Source organism: Streptomyces sp. NPDC088116, from assembly GCF_044741745.1.
In the GTDB taxonomy this organism is placed as follows: domain Bacteria; phylum Actinomycetota; class Actinomycetes; order Streptomycetales; family Streptomycetaceae; genus Streptomyces.
The window spans coordinates 840,511-857,415 of the sequence record NZ_JBIUTF010000002.1; the positions used below are offsets into that span (position 1 = coordinate 840,511).

General features: G+C 69.1%; 20 protein-coding genes. 12 read left to right on the plus strand and 8 right to left on the minus strand.

The genetic code is table 11. The features are described 5' to 3' along the window. Positions 1–284 precede the first annotated feature (284 nt). On the plus strand, positions 285–2,198 hold the full coding sequence (locus tag ACIOJD_RS10005) for an alpha/beta fold hydrolase (RefSeq protein ID WP_401910494.1): 1,914 nt from the start codon (positions 285–287) through the stop codon (positions 2,196–2,198). A gap of 21 nt (positions 2,199–2,219) precedes the next feature. Further along, positions 2,220–3,224, plus strand: a complete 1,005-nt coding sequence (locus ACIOJD_RS10010; protein ID WP_401910496.1) for a small ribosomal subunit Rsm22 family protein — start codon at positions 2,220–2,222, stop codon at positions 3,222–3,224. Positions 3,225–3,382: 158 nt separating this feature from the next. Here the strand turns inward: ACIOJD_RS10010 and ACIOJD_RS10015 are convergent, their stop codons facing one another. After that, entirely contained in the window at positions 3,383–3,976 is a 594-nt protein-coding gene (locus ACIOJD_RS10015) for a TetR/AcrR family transcriptional regulator (RefSeq protein ID WP_401910499.1), read from the minus strand. Between the two features lie 101 nt (positions 3,977–4,077). Between ACIOJD_RS10015 and ACIOJD_RS10020 the strand changes: the two genes are divergently transcribed. The 3 genes from ACIOJD_RS10020 (at position 4,078) to ACIOJD_RS10030 (ending at position 6,875) form a co-directional block, all read left to right on the plus strand. Then, positions 4,078–4,875, plus strand: coding sequence for an acetoacetate decarboxylase family protein (locus ACIOJD_RS10020; RefSeq protein ID WP_401910501.1), 798 nt, complete (start codon positions 4,078–4,080; stop codon positions 4,873–4,875). Positions 4,876–5,006: 131 nt separating this feature from the next. Further along, positions 5,007–5,408, plus strand: coding sequence for a tautomerase family protein (locus tag ACIOJD_RS10025; protein WP_401910504.1), 402 nt, complete (start codon positions 5,007–5,009; stop codon positions 5,406–5,408). 291 nt (positions 5,409–5,699) lie between these two features. Continuing rightward, positions 5,700–6,875: a serine hydrolase domain-containing protein gene (locus tag ACIOJD_RS10030; RefSeq protein ID WP_401910506.1), complete on the plus strand. Its 1,176-nt coding sequence runs from the start codon at positions 5,700–5,702 to the stop codon at positions 6,873–6,875. 56 nt (positions 6,876–6,931) lie between these two features. Here ACIOJD_RS10030 and ACIOJD_RS10035 read toward each other — a convergent pair whose 3' ends face one another. Both ACIOJD_RS10035 and ACIOJD_RS10040 read right to left on the minus strand, forming a co-directional pair. Next, positions 6,932–7,525 carry a disulfide bond formation protein DsbA gene (locus ACIOJD_RS10035; RefSeq protein WP_401910508.1) on the minus strand — a complete coding sequence of 198 codons (594 nt, stop codon included), beginning with the start codon at positions 7,523–7,525 and terminating at the stop codon, positions 6,932–6,934. Then, on the minus strand, positions 7,522–8,130 hold the full coding sequence (locus tag ACIOJD_RS10040; RefSeq protein WP_401910511.1) for a TetR/AcrR family transcriptional regulator: 609 nt from the start codon (positions 8,128–8,130) through the stop codon (positions 7,522–7,524). The genes ACIOJD_RS10035 and ACIOJD_RS10040 overlap by 4 nt, the downstream gene beginning before the upstream one ends. A gap of 92 nt (positions 8,131–8,222) precedes the next feature. Here ACIOJD_RS10040 and ACIOJD_RS10045 point away from each other — a divergent pair, with 92 nt between their 5' ends. From ACIOJD_RS10045 to ACIOJD_RS10055, 3 genes are read left to right on the plus strand one after another with little or no spacing between them, the layout of a single operon-like run. After that, positions 8,223–9,239, plus strand: a complete 1,017-nt coding sequence (locus tag ACIOJD_RS10045; RefSeq protein WP_401910512.1) for an ATP-binding cassette domain-containing protein — start codon at positions 8,223–8,225, stop codon at positions 9,237–9,239. Then, entirely contained in the window at positions 9,232–10,020 is a 789-nt protein-coding gene (locus ACIOJD_RS10050) for an ABC transporter permease (protein ID WP_401910515.1), read from the plus strand. Before ACIOJD_RS10045 ends, ACIOJD_RS10050 begins: the two co-directional genes overlap by 8 nt. A gap of 13 nt (positions 10,021–10,033) precedes the next feature. Beyond that, positions 10,034–10,474: an SDR family oxidoreductase gene (locus ACIOJD_RS10055; protein ID WP_401910518.1), complete on the plus strand. Its 441-nt coding sequence runs from the start codon at positions 10,034–10,036 to the stop codon at positions 10,472–10,474. A 113-nt stretch (positions 10,475–10,587) separates the two neighbouring features. On the opposite strand, the gene ACIOJD_RS10060 is transcribed toward ACIOJD_RS10055, so the two are convergent. From ACIOJD_RS10060 to ACIOJD_RS10075, 4 genes are all read right to left on the minus strand, one after another. Then, positions 10,588–11,697 carry a methyltransferase domain-containing protein gene (locus ACIOJD_RS10060; protein WP_401910520.1) on the minus strand — a complete coding sequence of 370 codons (1,110 nt, stop codon included), beginning with the start codon at positions 11,695–11,697 and terminating at the stop codon, positions 10,588–10,590. A 337-nt stretch (positions 11,698–12,034) separates the two neighbouring features. Further along, complete coding sequence (locus tag ACIOJD_RS10065) at positions 12,035–12,235, minus strand: DUF397 domain-containing protein (protein ID WP_401910523.1); 201 nt, start codon at positions 12,233–12,235, stop codon at positions 12,035–12,037. A 174-nt stretch (positions 12,236–12,409) separates the two neighbouring features. After that, on the minus strand, positions 12,410–12,610 hold the full coding sequence (locus ACIOJD_RS10070; RefSeq protein ID WP_401910526.1) for a DUF397 domain-containing protein: 201 nt from the start codon (positions 12,608–12,610) through the stop codon (positions 12,410–12,412). Then, entirely contained in the window at positions 12,607–13,440 is an 834-nt protein-coding gene (locus ACIOJD_RS10075) for a helix-turn-helix transcriptional regulator (RefSeq protein ID WP_401910528.1), read from the minus strand. The genes ACIOJD_RS10070 and ACIOJD_RS10075 overlap by 4 nt, the downstream gene beginning before the upstream one ends. A gap of 116 nt (positions 13,441–13,556) precedes the next feature. On the opposite strand from ACIOJD_RS10075, the gene ACIOJD_RS10080 reads away from it, so the two are divergent. Then, on the plus strand, positions 13,557–13,739 hold the full coding sequence (locus ACIOJD_RS10080) for a hypothetical protein (protein ID WP_401910530.1): 183 nt from the start codon (positions 13,557–13,559) through the stop codon (positions 13,737–13,739). Positions 13,740–13,958: 219 nt separating this feature from the next. Beyond that, complete coding sequence (locus ACIOJD_RS10085; RefSeq protein ID WP_401910532.1) at positions 13,959–14,144, plus strand: hypothetical protein; 186 nt, start codon at positions 13,959–13,961, stop codon at positions 14,142–14,144. 28 nt (positions 14,145–14,172) lie between these two features. Here the strand turns inward: ACIOJD_RS10085 and ACIOJD_RS10090 are convergent, their stop codons facing one another. After that, the gene (locus ACIOJD_RS10090) at positions 14,173–15,006 is read right to left on the minus strand and encodes an aldo/keto reductase (RefSeq protein ID WP_401910535.1); all 834 of its coding nucleotides are present in this window, start codon (positions 15,004–15,006) and stop codon (positions 14,173–14,175) included. Positions 15,007–15,367: 361 nt separating this feature from the next. Between ACIOJD_RS10090 and ACIOJD_RS10095 the strand changes: the two genes are divergently transcribed. Then, positions 15,368–15,919, plus strand: a complete 552-nt coding sequence (locus ACIOJD_RS10095) for a hypothetical protein (protein WP_401910538.1) — start codon at positions 15,368–15,370, stop codon at positions 15,917–15,919. 97 nt (positions 15,920–16,016) lie between these two features. Further along, positions 16,017–16,862, plus strand: a complete 846-nt coding sequence (locus ACIOJD_RS10100; RefSeq protein ID WP_401910540.1) for a DUF4097 family beta strand repeat-containing protein — start codon at positions 16,017–16,019, stop codon at positions 16,860–16,862. Positions 16,863–16,905: the final 43 nt, after the last annotated feature.

The following is a 16,905-nucleotide window of genomic DNA, read 5'->3' on the forward strand; positions in this document are numbered from 1 at the left end:
CGAGCCCTTCAGCCGGACAAGGGCCGTAGCGTAGCAACTGGCCGAACACGCTCAGTAGTTCGGACTGGGTGTGCAGCTGAGACCTCGGGCCGTTCGGGCCGTTCGGCGCGGAGTTGTGTTCGACAAGCCCTTCGGGCCTGTCCGGGTTCGCCCCGGGGATGCGTCACGAACTTGCCATTGCTGTCACTTAATGACAATGTCATTTAGTGACAGAAGGGCAGTCACTGTCACCGACCGCGCGTACCTCCGGTACTGCGGAAGTCTTGGTCACAGGAAGGACCGACATGGCTCCGCCGGATCACATCCCCGTCGAGGAGTTCTTCGCCCCGCCCTTTCGCGCGAGTGTCTCCCTCTCGTCGGACGGCACCAGGATCGCCTACCTGGCGCCGTGGAAGAACCGTCTGAATGTGTGGATCGAAAGCGTCGACGAGCCAGGCGACGCGCGCTGCCTGACCACCGAAACCCGTGGTGTGCAGGCCTACTACTGGATGGACGATCCGCGGTGGCTGCTCTACACCCGGGACCAGGACGGCGACGAGAGCTGGCACATCTTCCGCGTCGACCTGGAGAACCCGGACGCCGAGGCGGTCGACCTCACCCCGGTCCCCGGAGCGAGGGCCGGGATTCTCGGCTTCCCCGCCGGGCGGCCCGGAAAGGTGATCGTCCAGGCGAACATGAGGAATCCCGCCGAGTTCGATCTGCTGGAACTGGACTTCATCACCGGCGACATCGAGACGCTCGTCCAGAGCCCCGGGAGCGATGTCGGCCTCTGGCTGTACAGCCAGAGCGGCGAGATTTTCGCCACCCGGACAACCGCGAACGGCGATCTCGAGCTGTCACGTTGGAACGAGTCCACGGGTGACCTGAGTTCCGTCGTGGTGTTCGACGGCTCGGACCATCCGACGGGCATCTTTCCGCTGGAGATCACGCCGGACGGGACGGGCGTGTGGCTGGGATCGAACCGGGACACGGACCGCAAGCGTCTGGCCCGGCTCGACCTGGCCACGGGCGAGGAGCGCGAGGTCGACTCCCACCCGGTCCACGACCTCGACACCCGTGCGGCCGCCTTTCCCCAGCTCCCCTACCCCCTCATCCACCGCCGCCGGACCGGCGAGTTGATAGGGGCCCGCTATCTCGGGGAACGGCAGGTGATCCACGCCCTGGACCCGCACTTCGCCGACGTGCTGGAGAACCTGGAGAAGCTGTCCGACGGCGATCTCGCCTCCGTGTCGTCCGACGCGAGCGAGCGGCGGTGGGTCGTCAGCTTCACCCACGACCGCGACCCCGGTGTCACCTATTTCTACGACCACTCCACGGGTGAGAGCCGCCTGCTCTTCCGGCCCCGGCAGAATCTGGATCCCGAGAAGCTGGCGCCGATGACGCCGGTGACCATCACCTCCCGCGACGGACTGGCGCTGCCCTCCCACCTGACCCTGCCGGTCGGGATCGAGCCGACCAGGCTGCCGTTGGTGCTGTTCGTCCACGGCGGCCCCTGGACACGGGACAGCTGGGGCTTCAACCTCGCCGCGCAGCTCTTCGCCAACCGCGGCTACGCGGTGCTCCAGGTCAACTTCCGCGGCTCCACCGGGTACGGCAAGGCCTTCACCAAGGCGGCGATCGGAGAGTTCGCCGGCAAGATGCACGACGACCTCATCGACGGCGTGAACTGGGCCGTCGACCAGGGGTACGCGGACCCCGGTCGCGTGGCGATCATGGGCGGTTCCTACGGCGGCTACGCGGCGCTGGTCGGTGTCGCCTTCACCCCCGACGTCTTCGCCGCCGCGGTCGACGTCGTCGGCATCTCCGACCTCGCCACCTTCATGGGCAGCCAGCCCGACTTCGTCAAGCCCCACCTGCTCAACAACTGGTACCGCTACGTCGGTGACCCGGCGGATCCGCGGCAGAAGGCCGACATGCTCGCCCGCTCGCCGATCAGCCGCGTGGACCAGATCCGTACACCGCTGTTCATCGCCCAGGGAGCCAACGACGTGCGAGTCGTCCAGGCCGAATCCGACCAGATCGTCGAAGCCCTTCGCGCGCGGGGGGTCCCGGTCGAATACACCGTCATGGAGGACGAAGGCCACTCCTTCGACAACCCGGACAACGCCATCGCCCTCTACAAGGCGGCGGAGCAGTTCCTCGGCAAGCACTTGAGCGCCAAGCCGGACGGTGTCCAGACACGGAAATCCGGACACTGACCAGGCACTAAAATGTCGGCGGTGAACGCCCCCCTCCCCACCGCCGACACCCTCCGCGCCGCGCTCGCCGGGCTGCTCGACGGGCTGCCGCCGAAGCAGGCCGCGCAGGCCGTCGACCGGCTGATCTCCAACTACCGTGGCGCCACCCCGACGGACGCGCCCGTGCTCCGCGACCGGTCCGATGTCGCCGCCTATGCCGCGTACCGCATGCCGGCGACCTTCGAAGCTGTACGGGCGGCGCTGGCGGGACTCGCCGCCGCCGCGCCCGGCTGGGAGCCCGGCAGCCACCTGGACGTGGGCGGCGGTACGGGGGCCGCGGTCTGGGCGGCGGACGCCACCTGGGAGGCCCGGCCCGGCGCGAGCCGTACCACCACCGTCCTGGACTGGGCCGAACCCGCCCTCGCCCTCGGCCGCGAACTGGCCGCCTCCGGAGCGCCCGCACTGCGCGCCACCGACTGGCGCCGGGCCAGGATCGGCGCCGCGCTCGCGCTGCCGGAGAGCGATCTGGTCACCGTCTCGTACGTACTGAAGGAGCTGACGGAGCAGGACCGCGCCGCACTCGTCACCGAGGCGGCGCGGGCCGGGCAGGCGGTGGTGATCGTGGAGCCGGGGACCCCGGACGGCTATCTGCGGATCATCGAGGCCCGTGACCGGCTGATCGAGGCGGGATTCCGGATCGCCGCCCCGTGCCCCCACAATGACGCCTGCCCGATCGAACCGGGCACGGACTGGTGCCACTTCGCGGCGCGCGTCAGCCGCTCCTCGCTGCACCGGCAGGTGAAGGGCGGCTCACTGCCGTACGAGGACGAGAAGTTCAGCTATGTGGCGGCGGTACGGTTCGACGCGCGTCCGGCTCAGGCCCGGGTGACCCGTAAGCCGCAGATCCGCAAGGGTCAGGTGCTGCTGGAGTTGTGCACGGTGGACGACGGTCTGCGCAAGGAGACGGTCACCAAGCGGCACGGATCGCTGTACCGGGCGGCGCGCGACACGGCATGGGGAGACTCCTGGCCGCCGCCCGAGGAGTGAGCACGCCCCCGACAGGTCCCGCGGACAGGTGCTACGGAGGGGTAGCGCGGACGGAGTGGGCGAGGCGGTGCCCCGGACGTGCCGGTTCCTCTCGGATACAGCATGTGCGTGGCGTTGAGGCGGCGGACCGTCCCTTCTCGGTGAGGTGGCAACGGCTCTCAGTGGGGTAGCAGCGGCGGACTGTTGATGGTGAGCCGGACAAGCTGATCGGCGAGGTTGGTGTCGAGGGACGAGCCGGTCATGAGCCGTCGGTAGAGGATGGTGCCGGCCCAGATGTCCTGGACGAGGTCGATGTCGAGGTCGCGGGGCAGGTCGCCGCGTTGGATTCCGCGACGCAGTGCCGCGGCGATGTTCTCGCGCTTGAGGTAGAGGAAAGCCTCCCGGAACCGGGACATGAGTTCGGGGTGCGGGAAGAGGCTGCCGGCGAGTGCGGGCAGCGAGGTGGCCATGCTCCCGTTGGCGTAGTTGTAGATGGTCATGTCGACGGCGCGGCGCACTTCGGCGCTCGTATCGCCCAGATCGGGGATCTCCTCGGCGCGGAAGACCTCGGCGAGCGCGTCGGCGACGAGCGCCTCCTTGCTGGGCCACCAGCGGTAGATGGTCGATTTGCCGACGCCCGCGGCCGCCGCGACGGCTTCGATGGTCAGCGCCGGGTATCCCTGCCCCAACAGGACATCCCGTGCCGCGGCGAGGATCTTTGAAGCGGAACGTGGCCCACCGGTCGCGGAACCTGAGGAAAAGACTAGTGCCATGGCCGCAACGATACGGATCGTTTCGCTCGCTGATCAAGGTGTGCTACGGTCGGACCGCTAACGAAACGATACGTATCGTTTCGCTCTCCGGAAGGATGCGCATGAAGGGTTACACCGTCCCCCTGTCTCCCCGTGGCATCGCGAACCTGGCGCCCGCCCCGCCGTGGCACTACGCCGGCACCGTGATGGGCGTGGAGTTCTTCACCGACCCGGCCGCCGCCGCGGCGACCCTGCCCGAAGGCCTGACGCCCGATCCGGACTCCGCCGGCCGCGGCGTCGCGATGTTCATCGACTGGCAGTACTCCTCCACCGGCCTGGAATACCTGGACCCCGCACGCTCGCAGTACCGGGAGTTCCTCCTCACTCTGGACGCCCACCACCAGGGCGCCCCGGTGGCCTGGTGCCCCTACATCTACGTCGACAACGACTCCGCCATGGCTCGCGGCTGGGTCCAGGGCTTCCCCAAGAAGCTCGGCGCCGTCCACCAGACCCGCGCCTACTCCGTCGGCGGCCCCGGCACCCCGGTTCTCGGTCCGGGCGGACAGTTCGGCGCCACCGCCTCCTCCACCGGACAGCGCATCGCCGAGGCCAGGGTCACCCTCGAACAGCCAGTCCCCGAGCCCGCCGCCCTGATGAACCGTCCCACGGTCAATCTCCGTCACTTTCCACGCCTGGCCGCAGGACAGCACGACAAGCCCGCCGTCCACGAACTCGTCATGTCCGTCCTGGACGACGCCGCCATCAGCGACGCCTGGGTCGGCACCGCCGACCTCGCCTTCCTCCCCGCCCACGGCGAAGAACTCGCCGACCTGCCCATCCGGCGCACCGGCAAGGGATTCCACTACGACCTCGCCTACACCGTCACCGACCTCAAGACCCTCACCGACCACGGCAACTGACCACCCCGCGCACCCCGAAGGTCCTGCCGGCCCCCCGGCAAGGTCCTCACCACGCACCGTCACCCACGCGGTGGGCGTGCCCCACCCGATGCCGGGGGCACGCCCACAACCCTCACATCTCAGGAATCGACGTGCCCATCTACACCTGCACCACCGCCGAGGAAACGCTGAGGCCCGGCACCAAGGGCGAACTGGCCGCCGAGATCACCAGAATTCACGCGGAGATCAATCACGTGCCGCCCGCCTACGTCAACGTCGTCTTCTCCGAACTGCCCCAGGACAGCGTCTACGTCGGCGGCCAACCAGGGGCGCCGCTCCTGATCAGCGGCTGGGCACGCCGCGGTCACCCGCAGGAGGAGACGACCCGGCTGGCACTCGAGCTGTCGGCGGCCGCCTCCCGCATCACCGCGATACCCGAACGCCGCATCCTCGTAGTGATCGAGGACAGTCCCGCGCGTTCCGCGGTCGAAGCCGGCCAGGTCCTGCCCGACCCGGGCCAGGAAAAGGAATGGCTCAACCGTCACGAGGCGTGATGCCGCGGCCGGAGTCACGGCCCGTGGCCCCTTTCCGGCACGGCGCCCTTCCGGCACGGCACCACCGCCCGAGGAGTGAGCACGCCCCGGAGGCAGGGCGGCACCGCCTGTCCGTCCCGGTCGGGGGCACCACGACGCCGTCAGGGGTTGCCCCTGCCAACACGGCCCCGAAACATGAGGGTTGACCCCGAGAGGGATCAGGGTCGAGGCCGCCCCGGATAAGGATCCGGGGAAGCCGGGGGCGTCATGAGGATGAGGGCGTACCGACCCCTGTGCCGAGGAGGCAGCCTCATGAACGTCAGTAAGACCGTCAGTCCGTTGAACCGCCGTGCCGCGCTTGCCGCTGTCACGGCCGTCGTCGCGCTTGTGGTCTCCACGGGGCCCGCCGCCCTGGCCGAGTCCGGTCAGGGGCGCGCCGTCGGGGTTGCTGTGGCGCCGGTCGCCGAGCATCCGCGGGCCGACGCGCTGCGGGCCGCACTCGTGGGGCTGCCGGACGGCGAGGCGACGAGCGCGGTCGTACGGGCCGGTGGGAGTGACGGGCGCTGGGAGGGAAGCGCCGGGGTGCGGGACATCCGGTCGCAGGCTCCGGCCGTCACGGACGGGCGGTTCCGGGCCGGGTCGGTGACCAAGGTCGTGACGGCCGCCCTGGTACTGCGGCTCGCCGCGGACGGGAGGATCGACCTCGACAGACCGGTGCAGCGCTATCTGCCGGGGCTGCTGACATCGGAGTTCGAGCCCGTCTCCGTACGGCGGTTGCTCAACCACACCAGTGGCATCCAGGGCGGGGACGGCTTCGGCGATTCCTGGGAGGAGCAGTACGCGCACCGGTTCGACACGCTGAAGCCCGAGGACGTGGTGGCATCGGGGGTGGCGAAGGGACCGGAGTTCGGGCCCGGGGAGCAGCAGCACTACCTGAACGTCAACTACACGATCCTCGCGATGCTGGTCGAGAAGGTGACGGGGAAGACGTACGAGGAGGGAGCCGCCCGGTATGTTTTCCGGCCCGCCGGAATGCGGCACACCTCGTTCCCCGGTACCGATCCTCGTATCCATGGTCCGCACAACCGTGGCTATCAACTGGCCGGTGGCAAGCGGGTGGACGTGACCGAGTGGAATGTGTCGGACCGATGGGCGGCGGGCGACATGATCACGACGCTGGACGACCTGGAACGGCTGATGACGTCACTGTTCCGAGGCGGGATCGTGCCGCGACCGCAGCTGGAGGAGATGTTCACGGTCCCCGAGGGGATTGACGGCGCCACCAAGACCGCCGGGCTGGAGCGGTTCGAGGTCGACGGTGTCGAGGTCTGGGGAAAGACGGGCGCGCGCCCCGGTTACAACACCGTGCTCGTCGCCACCCGTGACCTCTCCCGCACGGTCGTCTACTCGGTGACCGGCACCGACGCGCACGCCCAGGGCTCGGCCATCGGGGCGCGGTTCGCCTTCCCGGCGTTCCTCGGGAAGTAGGGACCGCCGGAGGGACACCGATCGGAGGGACACCGGCTCTCCGCGCCCGGCGTTGCTCAGCGCTTGATCTCGCGGAAGCCGCTGATACCGCTGAGCAGTCGGGTTCCCTCCCACAGCCGGATCGCCTCGGCCGGTGTGGGGAGTGCGCTGAGTACGGGGCCGAACATGGCCCGCTGGTCGCCGTCGGGTGAGGTGATCGCGAGTACGGGAGTGCCGATCTCCGCGTCGATGCGGTCGACCCCGTCGTGGTGGGAGGCGCGCAGGGCGGCGTCGTAGGCGTCGGAGCCGCCCGCGTCGGCGAGTTCGGCGGGCAGCCCGCACCGGCGCAGCGCTTCGGCGAGGTCGCCGATCCACTCTCGTTCGGTCCCGTCGGGGTCGGTCCACAGCGTGTCGTAAAAGGCGCCGAGCGCCGCGTGGCCGTGCTCGGTCCGGACGGCGGCGGCCACGCGTGCGGGTATCCACAGGTAGCCGTTCGGATCGTCTTCGGGATCGTCGTCGCGGTGCTCGTTGAGGACCGACAGGCTCATCACGTGCCAGCGCGGTTCGACAGGGATCTCGTCGGCGATCGATGTGATCCACCGCGCCGTGTGGCGGGTCAGCGGGCAGGCGGGGTCGAGCCAGAAGTCGACCGTCCAAACGCCGTCGGTCATGCCCCCTCCGTGGTGGCGGTGCCCTTGCGCACCCCGGCGGTGATGCCTTGTTCGAGAGTGCGGGTCACGGTCGCCGTCACGTCGAATTTGGCGAGGGCACCCCGCTCAACCTGCTCGAACGCCGTGTAGGCCACGCCCCAGAGAACCTGCTGCATCCACTCCGCCGAGAGCTGGGTGTCGAACACCCCCTCGGACTGGCCGCGACGGATGAGGTCGATCACCGGGTCGTGCGGTGTCGGCAGGTCGGGGTCGGCGTCGGGTACGACATCGCGCACGAGCGACTGGTCGCCGAAGACGAACATGATCGCGTCGCTGGCCGACGCCAGGGCGGCGACCACGCGGCGCATCGCTTCCAGCGCGGGCCCCTTGTCCGGCTCGGCTTCGGCGATGGCGAGTCCCACCGCCTCCAGGGCGAACTCCGTGGTGGCTCGCAGCAGCCCGTCGCGTTCCGGGAAGTAGCGGTGCAGAGTCGTGCGGCCGACCTCGGCGGCTACCGCGATCTGGGGCAGTGTGGCGGCCCGGTCGCGAGCCCACACCGCCGCGGCGGCCTTCAAGATCGCCCGCTCGGTGCGGTTCCGCGCGCTGGATGTGTCCTGAGCACTCATCGCGCAACGGTATCACTGACTACCGTATGGGAATCATGGAACTCACTGATGGAAGTTTGGAGTTCCACTATGGATGTCCTATGGTCCTCTCCATGAGTGATGACTGGATGATCCAGGCGAGAGGCCTGCGCAGGACGTTCACAGCGGGCAAGGAGACGATCGAGGCGGTGCGTGACGTCACCTTCGATGTCGCGACCGGAGAGCTGCTGGCGCTCTTGGGGCCCAACGGCGCGGGCAAGTCCACGACCCTGCGCATGCTGACCACGCTGCTGCCTCCAACGGCCGGTACCGTGCGCATCGCAGGCGTCGACGCGGTACGCGACCCGGCCCGGGTGCGTGAGTCGATCGGCTACGTGGGCCAGAAGAACGCGGTCGGTGAGAACCACCGGATCCGCGACGAACTCGTGACTCAGGGCCGGTGTTACGGCCTCCGGGCCCACCAAGCGCGGCGCCGGGCCGACGAGTTGCTGGAGATTCTGGGGATCGCCGACCTCGCGACGCGAGCGCCCGGCGTGCTCTCGGGCGGTCAGCGACGTCGTACCGACATCGCGCTCGGCCTCATCCACAACCCCGCGGTGCTGTTCCTCGACGAGCCCTCCACCGGACTCGATCCGCACAGCCGCGCCGGTCTGTGGGAGCAGATCCAGCTGCTGCGGCGCGAATACGGCATCACCATCGTCCTGACCACGCACTACCTCGACGAAGCCGACCAGATGGCCGAACGGGTCGTCATCATCGACCAGGGCCGGGTCATCGCCGACGGGACCGCCGACGGCCTCAAAGCCGGTCTCGGCGGGGACTGGATCCACGTCACCACCGGCGATACCGACGGCGCCCGCGTCGCGGCCCGCGTGGCCGATCGGATGGCGGGCGTCCGCGAGGTGACGACCGACGGTCACACCGTGAGCGCGCGGATCTCCGATGCCGAGGCGGCGCTACCCGGCTATCTCAGGCTCCTCGACCACGAGAGCGTCACCGTCGCCCGCGCCGCCGTGCGCCGCCCCTCCCTCGATGACGTGTTCATCGGCCTCACCGGCCGGGCCATCCAGGCCTCGGGCCATGCCTACGAATCCGCCACCGACGCACCCACCGGAGAGACCCATGTCTGAGCTCATCCGCGACACCGCGACGGTGTTCTCCCGCGAGATCACACCGGAGCTCCGCTCGCCGGCCGGCATCGTCTTCGCCATGGGCCAGCCGCTGCTGTTCCTCGTCCTGTTCGGCTCGATGCTCGCCGGTACCGGCGCGGACATCGGCGGTGCGGACACAGGGACCGGCGCGGGCACCGGCGGCGACACCTGGCAGTGGTTCGTTCCCGGCATTCTCGTGATGATGTGCCTGCTGGGGCCGCTCTCCGCCGGTCACGGCATGCTCAGTGAACTCGACGGCGGGCAGATGGAACGGTTCCTCGTCACGCCGATCCGGCGCACCGCCCTCGTCCTCGGCCGCACCGCAAAAGAGACAGTGACCCTGTTCGCCCAAGCGATCCTGCTCACCGCCGTGGCCATACCCCTGGGTATGCCGCTCCACCTGCCCGGCGCGCTGGCCACCCTCGCGCTGCTGACCGTCATGGCCGTGGGGCTCAGCGCTCTCTCCTACGTCCTGGCGATCGCCTCACGCCCCAGCGGCAACCTGTTCTGGGTCGGCACCCAGATGCTCATCTTCCCCGTCATGCTGCTCTCCGGCATCCTGCTCCCGGTCGACGCGGGCCCGGACTGGCTCCACGCGGTCGCGGCGGTCAACCCCGTCACCTGCATCGTCGACGCCGCCCGCACCCTGTTCACCGGTGACTTCCTCAACACACCCGTGCTCTACGGGTTGTTGTCCGCCACCGCCATCGCGACCGTCGGACTGGTCATGTCCACCCGCGCGATGAAACACGGAATCTGAGCCCACCACGACCATGCCGCCGGAGGGTGCGAAGGCGCCTCGCGCCACCTGGCGCCCCGCGGTGGGTGGGACCGCCGCTGTTGTGCCGCTGCTGGCCCGAGGCGGCCGCGTCATCAACGTCTCGACGTCACTGACCCGCCACACCAGCCCCGCCACCTCGGTCTACTCCGCCTCGAAGGCCGCCGTCGAAGCCCTGAGCCGTACCCTCGCCGCCGAACTCGGCCCGCGCGGAATCCGGGTCAACTCCATCGCCCCGGGACCGACCGCCACCGATTTCAACGGTGGAGCGATGCGGGACGACGCCGAGATGCGCCAGGTTCTGGCCGGACAGACCGCGCTCGGCCGCGTCGGCGAACCTGAGGAGATCGGCGACGCCATCGCCACGCTGGCCTCCGAGGGCCTGCGCTGGGTCACCCCCCAGCGCGTTGAGGTCTCCGGCGGCGCCCTCCTCTGAGGGGGCGAGGCGGTGAAGCTGTAGCGGCCGAGCAGGTTCGCTCCAAGAAGCGGGGCGCACCGGCGCGTGCGGGGCGCGCAGAGGGGGGCGTCGCCCATCAGCGAAAGCGGCTCTCACAGGTGCCAGGAGTCGGCCGGATCGTCCAGCCACCCGCGCTGCCCCTCGGGCGTCACCGTCAGGCCGAATCGGCCGAACTCCGGTTTCCCCCGCTCCAGGTACCAGTCGTAGGCCGCCCGCACCTCGTCCCACAGCCGACGGGGGCCCGACTGGTACACCCGTGCTTCGGGCCGGCCGTCCCGGAAGATCACGACCGCCCACGACCGGTCGGACAGCCCGTAGAACCACACCGGCCGTGTGCCCTCACGCTTGCGGTCGGCGGTGTGTACGCAGTCCCGTACCCGCAAGCCGATGACGAACCCGACGATGTCGGAGCCCCCGCCCAGGAGGTCCGCCTCGGTGATCGTGGTGGAGGTCTTCTCCGCGTCCCCCGTTCCTTCGGCCGGTACATACGCGGCGTGCTCAGGCCACGACAAACGCTGCGCACGCATACGCATGAAGTTCACCGGCCGTGTGAACGGCCCCGAGGCACGTGCGCCGTCCTTCGCCACCACGAGCCGGGCCGTGGCCTCGGTGAAGCCGTAATAGGTGCCCCACGGCACGAGGATCACACCGCCCGGCCTGGTCTGCTCCACCCAGGCGAACGGAATGGAGCGCAGGCCGCACGTCGCGATGATCCGGTCGTACGGAGCTCCTTCCGGATACCCGAGGAAGCCGTCCCCGTGTACGACGCGTACGGGCAGACCGACTCGCTCCAGGGCCGCGCGCGCGGACAGGGCCACCGACGCGTCCAGTTCTACGGTCACGACGTTCTCCGCACCGACCCGGTGAGCGAGCAGCGCGGCATTCCATCCGGTGCCCGCACCGATCTCCAGCACGCGCTGAGCGGGCCGGACATCGAGGTCCGCCAGCATGGAGAAGACGAGACTCGGCATGGACGAGGACGAGGTGAACACCGTGCCCGGAGATACACCGTCGTGGTCGCCGTCGTCCCACTGGGTGACGATGGGAACGTTCGAGTCCGCGTACGCGTACCAGGCCGCCGGATCCTCCGACTTGACCACGGCCACACTCCGGCCGGTCTCCATGTCGTGCGGCCACATGAGGTCCGGCAGAAACGCGGAGCGGGGCAGGGACGCGAAGGCGGGTGACCAGTCCGAGGGCATGGAACCACTCTTGAGGAGAGAACGGCCCAACTCGACTTGGCTGGGCCGCCCTGCCTGCTCAGTACTCGTCACTTGCGGTGGGTCCCATCGCCGGGGGGCATCTGACCGTCCGGGCTTGGCTCTTCAGGTTTCCACGGCTGGCCTGGGAGGTTGTCGTCGTCTTCGTCACCGCTGTTCCAGAGGATTGAGTTCACTGGCTGCTCCTTCAACGCGCCGACACGGAAAGTCGATCGGTCATGAAGCTACCCACGGCGGAATGGTTTGCCCAAGGTTCGCCCGAATGTGGCGAGAGTCTGCCACGTGCTTTCGGCGTTCGAGAGCGTAGGCAGGATGTGGGTTACTGGGTGGCGAAGGCGACAAAGTCTGTCCACGCGGCCGGGGTGAGGAGCAGTGCCGGGCCGGTGGGGGCCTTGCTGTCGCGTACGGGGACGATGCCGGAGGGGGCGAGGTTGCGGGCGAACTCGACGCACTCGCCTTCCTGGCCGCTGCTGTAGCTGGACTTCTCCCACTGTGCGCCAGAGAGATCGGTTGTACTCATTGGGTCCATACCTCCATCACCTTGCGCATCAGGCCGAGTCGGGCAGGAACGCGGGGCCGCCGGGCCGTGGCTCTCGTACCGAAATTCCTGTGTGGTGGGACTTCCGCTACGAGAGCCACGGAGGAGACGGGCGGGGCGTGGGGCGGCTCGTGGCTGCCCACCTCGGAGGCGTGGTTACTGGGTGGCGAAGGCGACAAAGTCTGTCCACGCGGCCGGGGTGAGGAGCAGCGCCGGGCCGGTGGGGGCCTTGCTGTCGCGTACGGGGACGATGCCGGAGGGGGCGAGGTTGCGGGCGAACTCGACGCACTCGCCTTCTTGCGGGTGGCTGTAGCTGGACTTCTCCCACTGCGCGCCGGAGAGATCGAGTGTGTTCATGACTTCCAGTCCTCCATCACCTTGCGCAACAGATCGAGCGACGCCGCCGGAGAGAGTGCGTCGGCGCGTAGCCGATCGTAAAGGACGCTCGCATTCGTTACGGTCTTCCGGGAATCGGTCACATGGCCCGCTCCCAGAGTCTCCTGGTAGAGCATGTCAGGCTCCTCGTCGCCGAACTCCATCAGCGTGAACGCCAAGGGCCAGGCAGGAACCCCCGAATTGAACGGAAGTACCTGAATAGTGAATCGAGGGGATTCTGCCTCCCCGATCAAGTGTGCCAGCTGCTCCACCATGACAGCAGGGCCACCGACCACGCGGCGTAGACATGATTCGTCCAGGACGACCCACACCAGCGGCGGATTCTCGCGCTCCAGCACCTGACGTCGCTTCAGCCGTCGCGCGACCTTGGCGGCGGTCTCGTCCGGATGGTCGGTGGGGTACCCCTTGCGAAAGACCGCGTGTGTGTACGCCTCGGTCTGCAACAGCCCTGCGATCAGTCCATTGCTGAAATTCAGAAGGGCAGAAGCCTGCTCTTCGAGCAGCCTGTACGGCTCGAACCAGTCCGGATACCCGCCCCGTTCGGCACACCGGTCCCGTAGTCGCGCGAACGTGCGTGGCGTACCGAAGACTTGGTCGCAGCCCGTCGCGAACTCCGGGCTGGCCATACGTTCCCCGGCTTCCACCTTCGCCACGTACTGCTGGCCGTACCGCGCCGGTGCGCCGACCGCCTTCTGGCTCAGCCCCCTGGCCAGCCGCCATTCCCGTACCTCGGTGCCGAAGTAGGCGGCCCCGCTGACCGGTCCCACCACCCCGCTCGGGTCGTTCGCCATGTGCCCTCCTCCTTAACCCCAAGCCGGTTGACGTGCGTTCAACCCTGTTCAGCGTACGCACGAATCCCGATTCTTGGACACAGACAGTAATTGATCAACGACGGAGGGGCGCGTCTGTGACGAGCAGGGAAGCACCCAACATCACCATTGACGCCGAGGAGTTGGCCGTGTGGCCACCGGCCTCGGAGTGGTTCCACCGCCTCATCCCCGAGAGTGTGCCGCGTACCTTCGCCGAGCCGACACCGGAGTTGACGGAACGTGTGGCGCGCGGATTGCTGAGGCTGGCCGATGACCGGTAGTGAGGCGCGCAAGCGGCTGTCATTGATGATCGCCGCGTTCGGAGTGGACGGTTCGCTGGTCGTACCGGCGCGTGGTCCCGGGGCGGAGGGCGCTGACCTCGCTCCCCGGAACGCGCTCACGTGGCCGCCGTGCAGGTGTGGACACCCGTCGTGCCCCGACTCCGAGTCCGGGTCCGACCTCGACCCCAACCCCGGCCCCCGGACCGACGGGAGCGGGCAATGAACGTGCCACCGCCGGAAGTTGAGCCCCGACCCGCAGCGGACTGCGATGTGTGCGCCGCGCTCTACCGCCAGCGTGAAGACGCCCGCAGGGCCGGTGACCATCGGATGGTGCGGGACTGGAACGACGAACTGCTCAACCACCCGCACCGACGGTCGGGGGACTGGCGGGGCTGGACGCCGTGAGCGGGGCCGGATGCGGCGTCCAGCCAGGTCACAGGATGTCGAGCGGCTGCCTGCGGGGCGGGGGCGGGAAGGCCTCATCGAGGGTGCGGAGGTCGTCGTCCGTGAGGCGCAGGTCGAGGGCCGCGCGGTTTTCTTCGACGTGCGCCGTGGTGGAGGCCTTGGGGATGGCGATGACGTCGTCCTGGCGCAGCACCCAGGCGAGTGCCACCTGAGCGGGGGACGCCCCGTGGCCGGCGGCCACCGCGCTCAGGGTCCGGTGGCCCAGCAACCGGCCCTGTTCCACGGGGGAGTAGGCCATGATCGGGACGGCGAGTTCCCGGCAGCGGGGGAACAGGTCGTACTCCGGACCTCGGCGGGCGAGGTTGTAGAGCACCTGGTCGGTCTCCGGGCGGACGCCGTCCGGGAGTTCGGCGAGGTCGCCGACGTCCAGATTGCTCACGCCCCAGGCACCGATACTGCCGTCCGACACCAGTGCTTCCATGGCCTCGACGGTCTCGTGGAGCGGCACGCTGCCCCGCCAGTGCAGCAGATAGAGATCGATCCGGTCCGTCCCCAGGCGACGCAGGCTCGCGCGGCAGGCGTCGGCCGTGCCTTTTCGGTCGGCGTTGGACGGCAACACCTTGCTCACGAGGAACACGTCGTCCCGGCGACCGCGCATCGCTTCGCCGACCAATTCCTCGGCGGCGCCGCTTCCGTACATCTCGGCCGTGTCGATCACGGTCATCCCGAGGTCCAGTCCCCGCCGGAGGGTGGCGATCTCCTCGGAACGCCGCGCGGGATCGTCCCCCATGCGCCAGGTGCCCTGCCCGAGAGCGGGCACCTTCTTGCCGGACGGGAATGTCACGGTCCGGTCCACTGTCATCGTGCGCTCCTTGTCATCGTGCGCTTTTCCTCGATCCTGACGAACTCGGCCCCTGAAGAAGTCTTCCGTGGGACAGCGCTCGTCGCAGGATCGCGGGTCCATCGGCGCACCGCACTCCGTGCAAGCTGCCCGCACGGCCCCGTGGCATCACGTGGCATCACGTGGCATCACGTGATCATCACGTGGTGCCACTCGATGTGCCGCTGATGCGCCAGAGGGGCCCGGATTTCACGTGGTGCCGCATTGGTGCACCTCGATATTGATGCGTCTCCGCAGGTCGGAACCTTGGTTGGGCTGCGGCCCACACTCCACCCGCCGCGCGGGCTTGCGTGTGGCGCCATAGTGGTGCCATCATGGCGTCATGGACCTCACGCCGTATGTCGACAACCTCCGCCGCGAACTCGCGGTGGCCGCCGAAGCCGGCGGCGAAGAAGCCCGAGAGCTGGCCGAGCGGCTCACCGCTCCCCTGGAGTCGGCGACCCGCCTGACGATGCTCAATGTGCTCTCCGCCGCGATGAGCGAGATCACCCGCGACCTCGCCCCGGGCTCGGTGGACGTACGGCTGCGCGGGCTCGACCCCGACTTCGTGGTGACACGGCCGGCGGGCGACGAGGCGTACGAGGTGTACGAGGGCGAGAGCGGGCCCGCCGAGCCGCTCAAGGCGCCCGCACCGGCACCCGCCGACGGCGACGACGGCGGCACCGCCCGCGTCAACCTGCGACTGCCCGCCCACCTCAAGGCGCGCGCCGAGGAAGCCGCGAGCCGCGAGGGCCTGTCGGTCAACGCGTGGCTGGTACGGGCCGTGTCGGCCGCTGTCGAAGGCGGCGCCCCGTCACGTGCGACGTCACGTACGACGGAGAAGACCCGCCCCACCCGCCCCATCGGACAGAGCTTCACGGGCTGGGTGCACTAGCCCCGCCCGCCTCACTCCAACCCCACTTCACTCACACCACACCACACCACGTCCCACCAGCGGGGACGCCACGAAGACCCAAGAGGACGGGACAGCCATGCCTTCTTTCGACACTCCCGCGACGATCTCGGTCACCGCCCATGTGGAAGCCGGATCCATCCGGTTCATCGCCGCCGACCGGCCCGACACCCTTGTCGAGGTGCGGCCCCGCGATTCCAAGAAGGACCAGGACGTACGGACGGCCGAGCAGACCGAAGTGCGGTACGCGGGCGGCCTGTTGACCGTCAGGACGCCCAAGCAGCGCTATCTCCTCGGGCGCACCGGCGTCGTCGACGTGACGGTCGAACTGCCGACAGGCTCGCGGGTGGAGATGACCGGCGCCTGGGCGCAGGTGCACGGCGAGGGCCGGCTCGGCGAGGTCCGGGTGAAGACCTCGTCGGGCGATGTGCGCCTCGACACCACGGGGCCGCTGCACCTGACCGCCTCCCACGGCAGCATCACCGTGCACCGCGTCGAGGGGTCCGCCGAGATCACCACCAGCTCCGGCAGCCTGCGCGTCGGCACCGTCGAAGGACCGGCCGTCCTGAAGAACTCGCACGGCACCACGACCGTCGTGGACGCCCTGGGCGATCTGCGCGTGAGCGGTGCCAACGGCGACATCATCATCGAGCACGCCGAAGGCTCGGTCGCCGCCACCACCGCCCACGGCACTCTGCGCGTCGACGAAGTCGTCCGTGGCACCGTCCAGTTGGAGACGTCCTACGGTGCCATCGAGGTCGGCGTCCGCGAGGGTACGGCCGCCTGGCTCGACATCGGCTCCGGCTCCGGCCAGGTGCACAACGCGCTCACCGAGTCCGACGGCCCGGAGAAGGCCGAGGACACGGTCGAGGTCAAGGCCCGTACCCGCTACGGCAACATCGACATCCGCCGCGCCCAGGTCTGACCCGCTCAATCTCCGTACGAACAAGCCCACTTCACCGCTCACC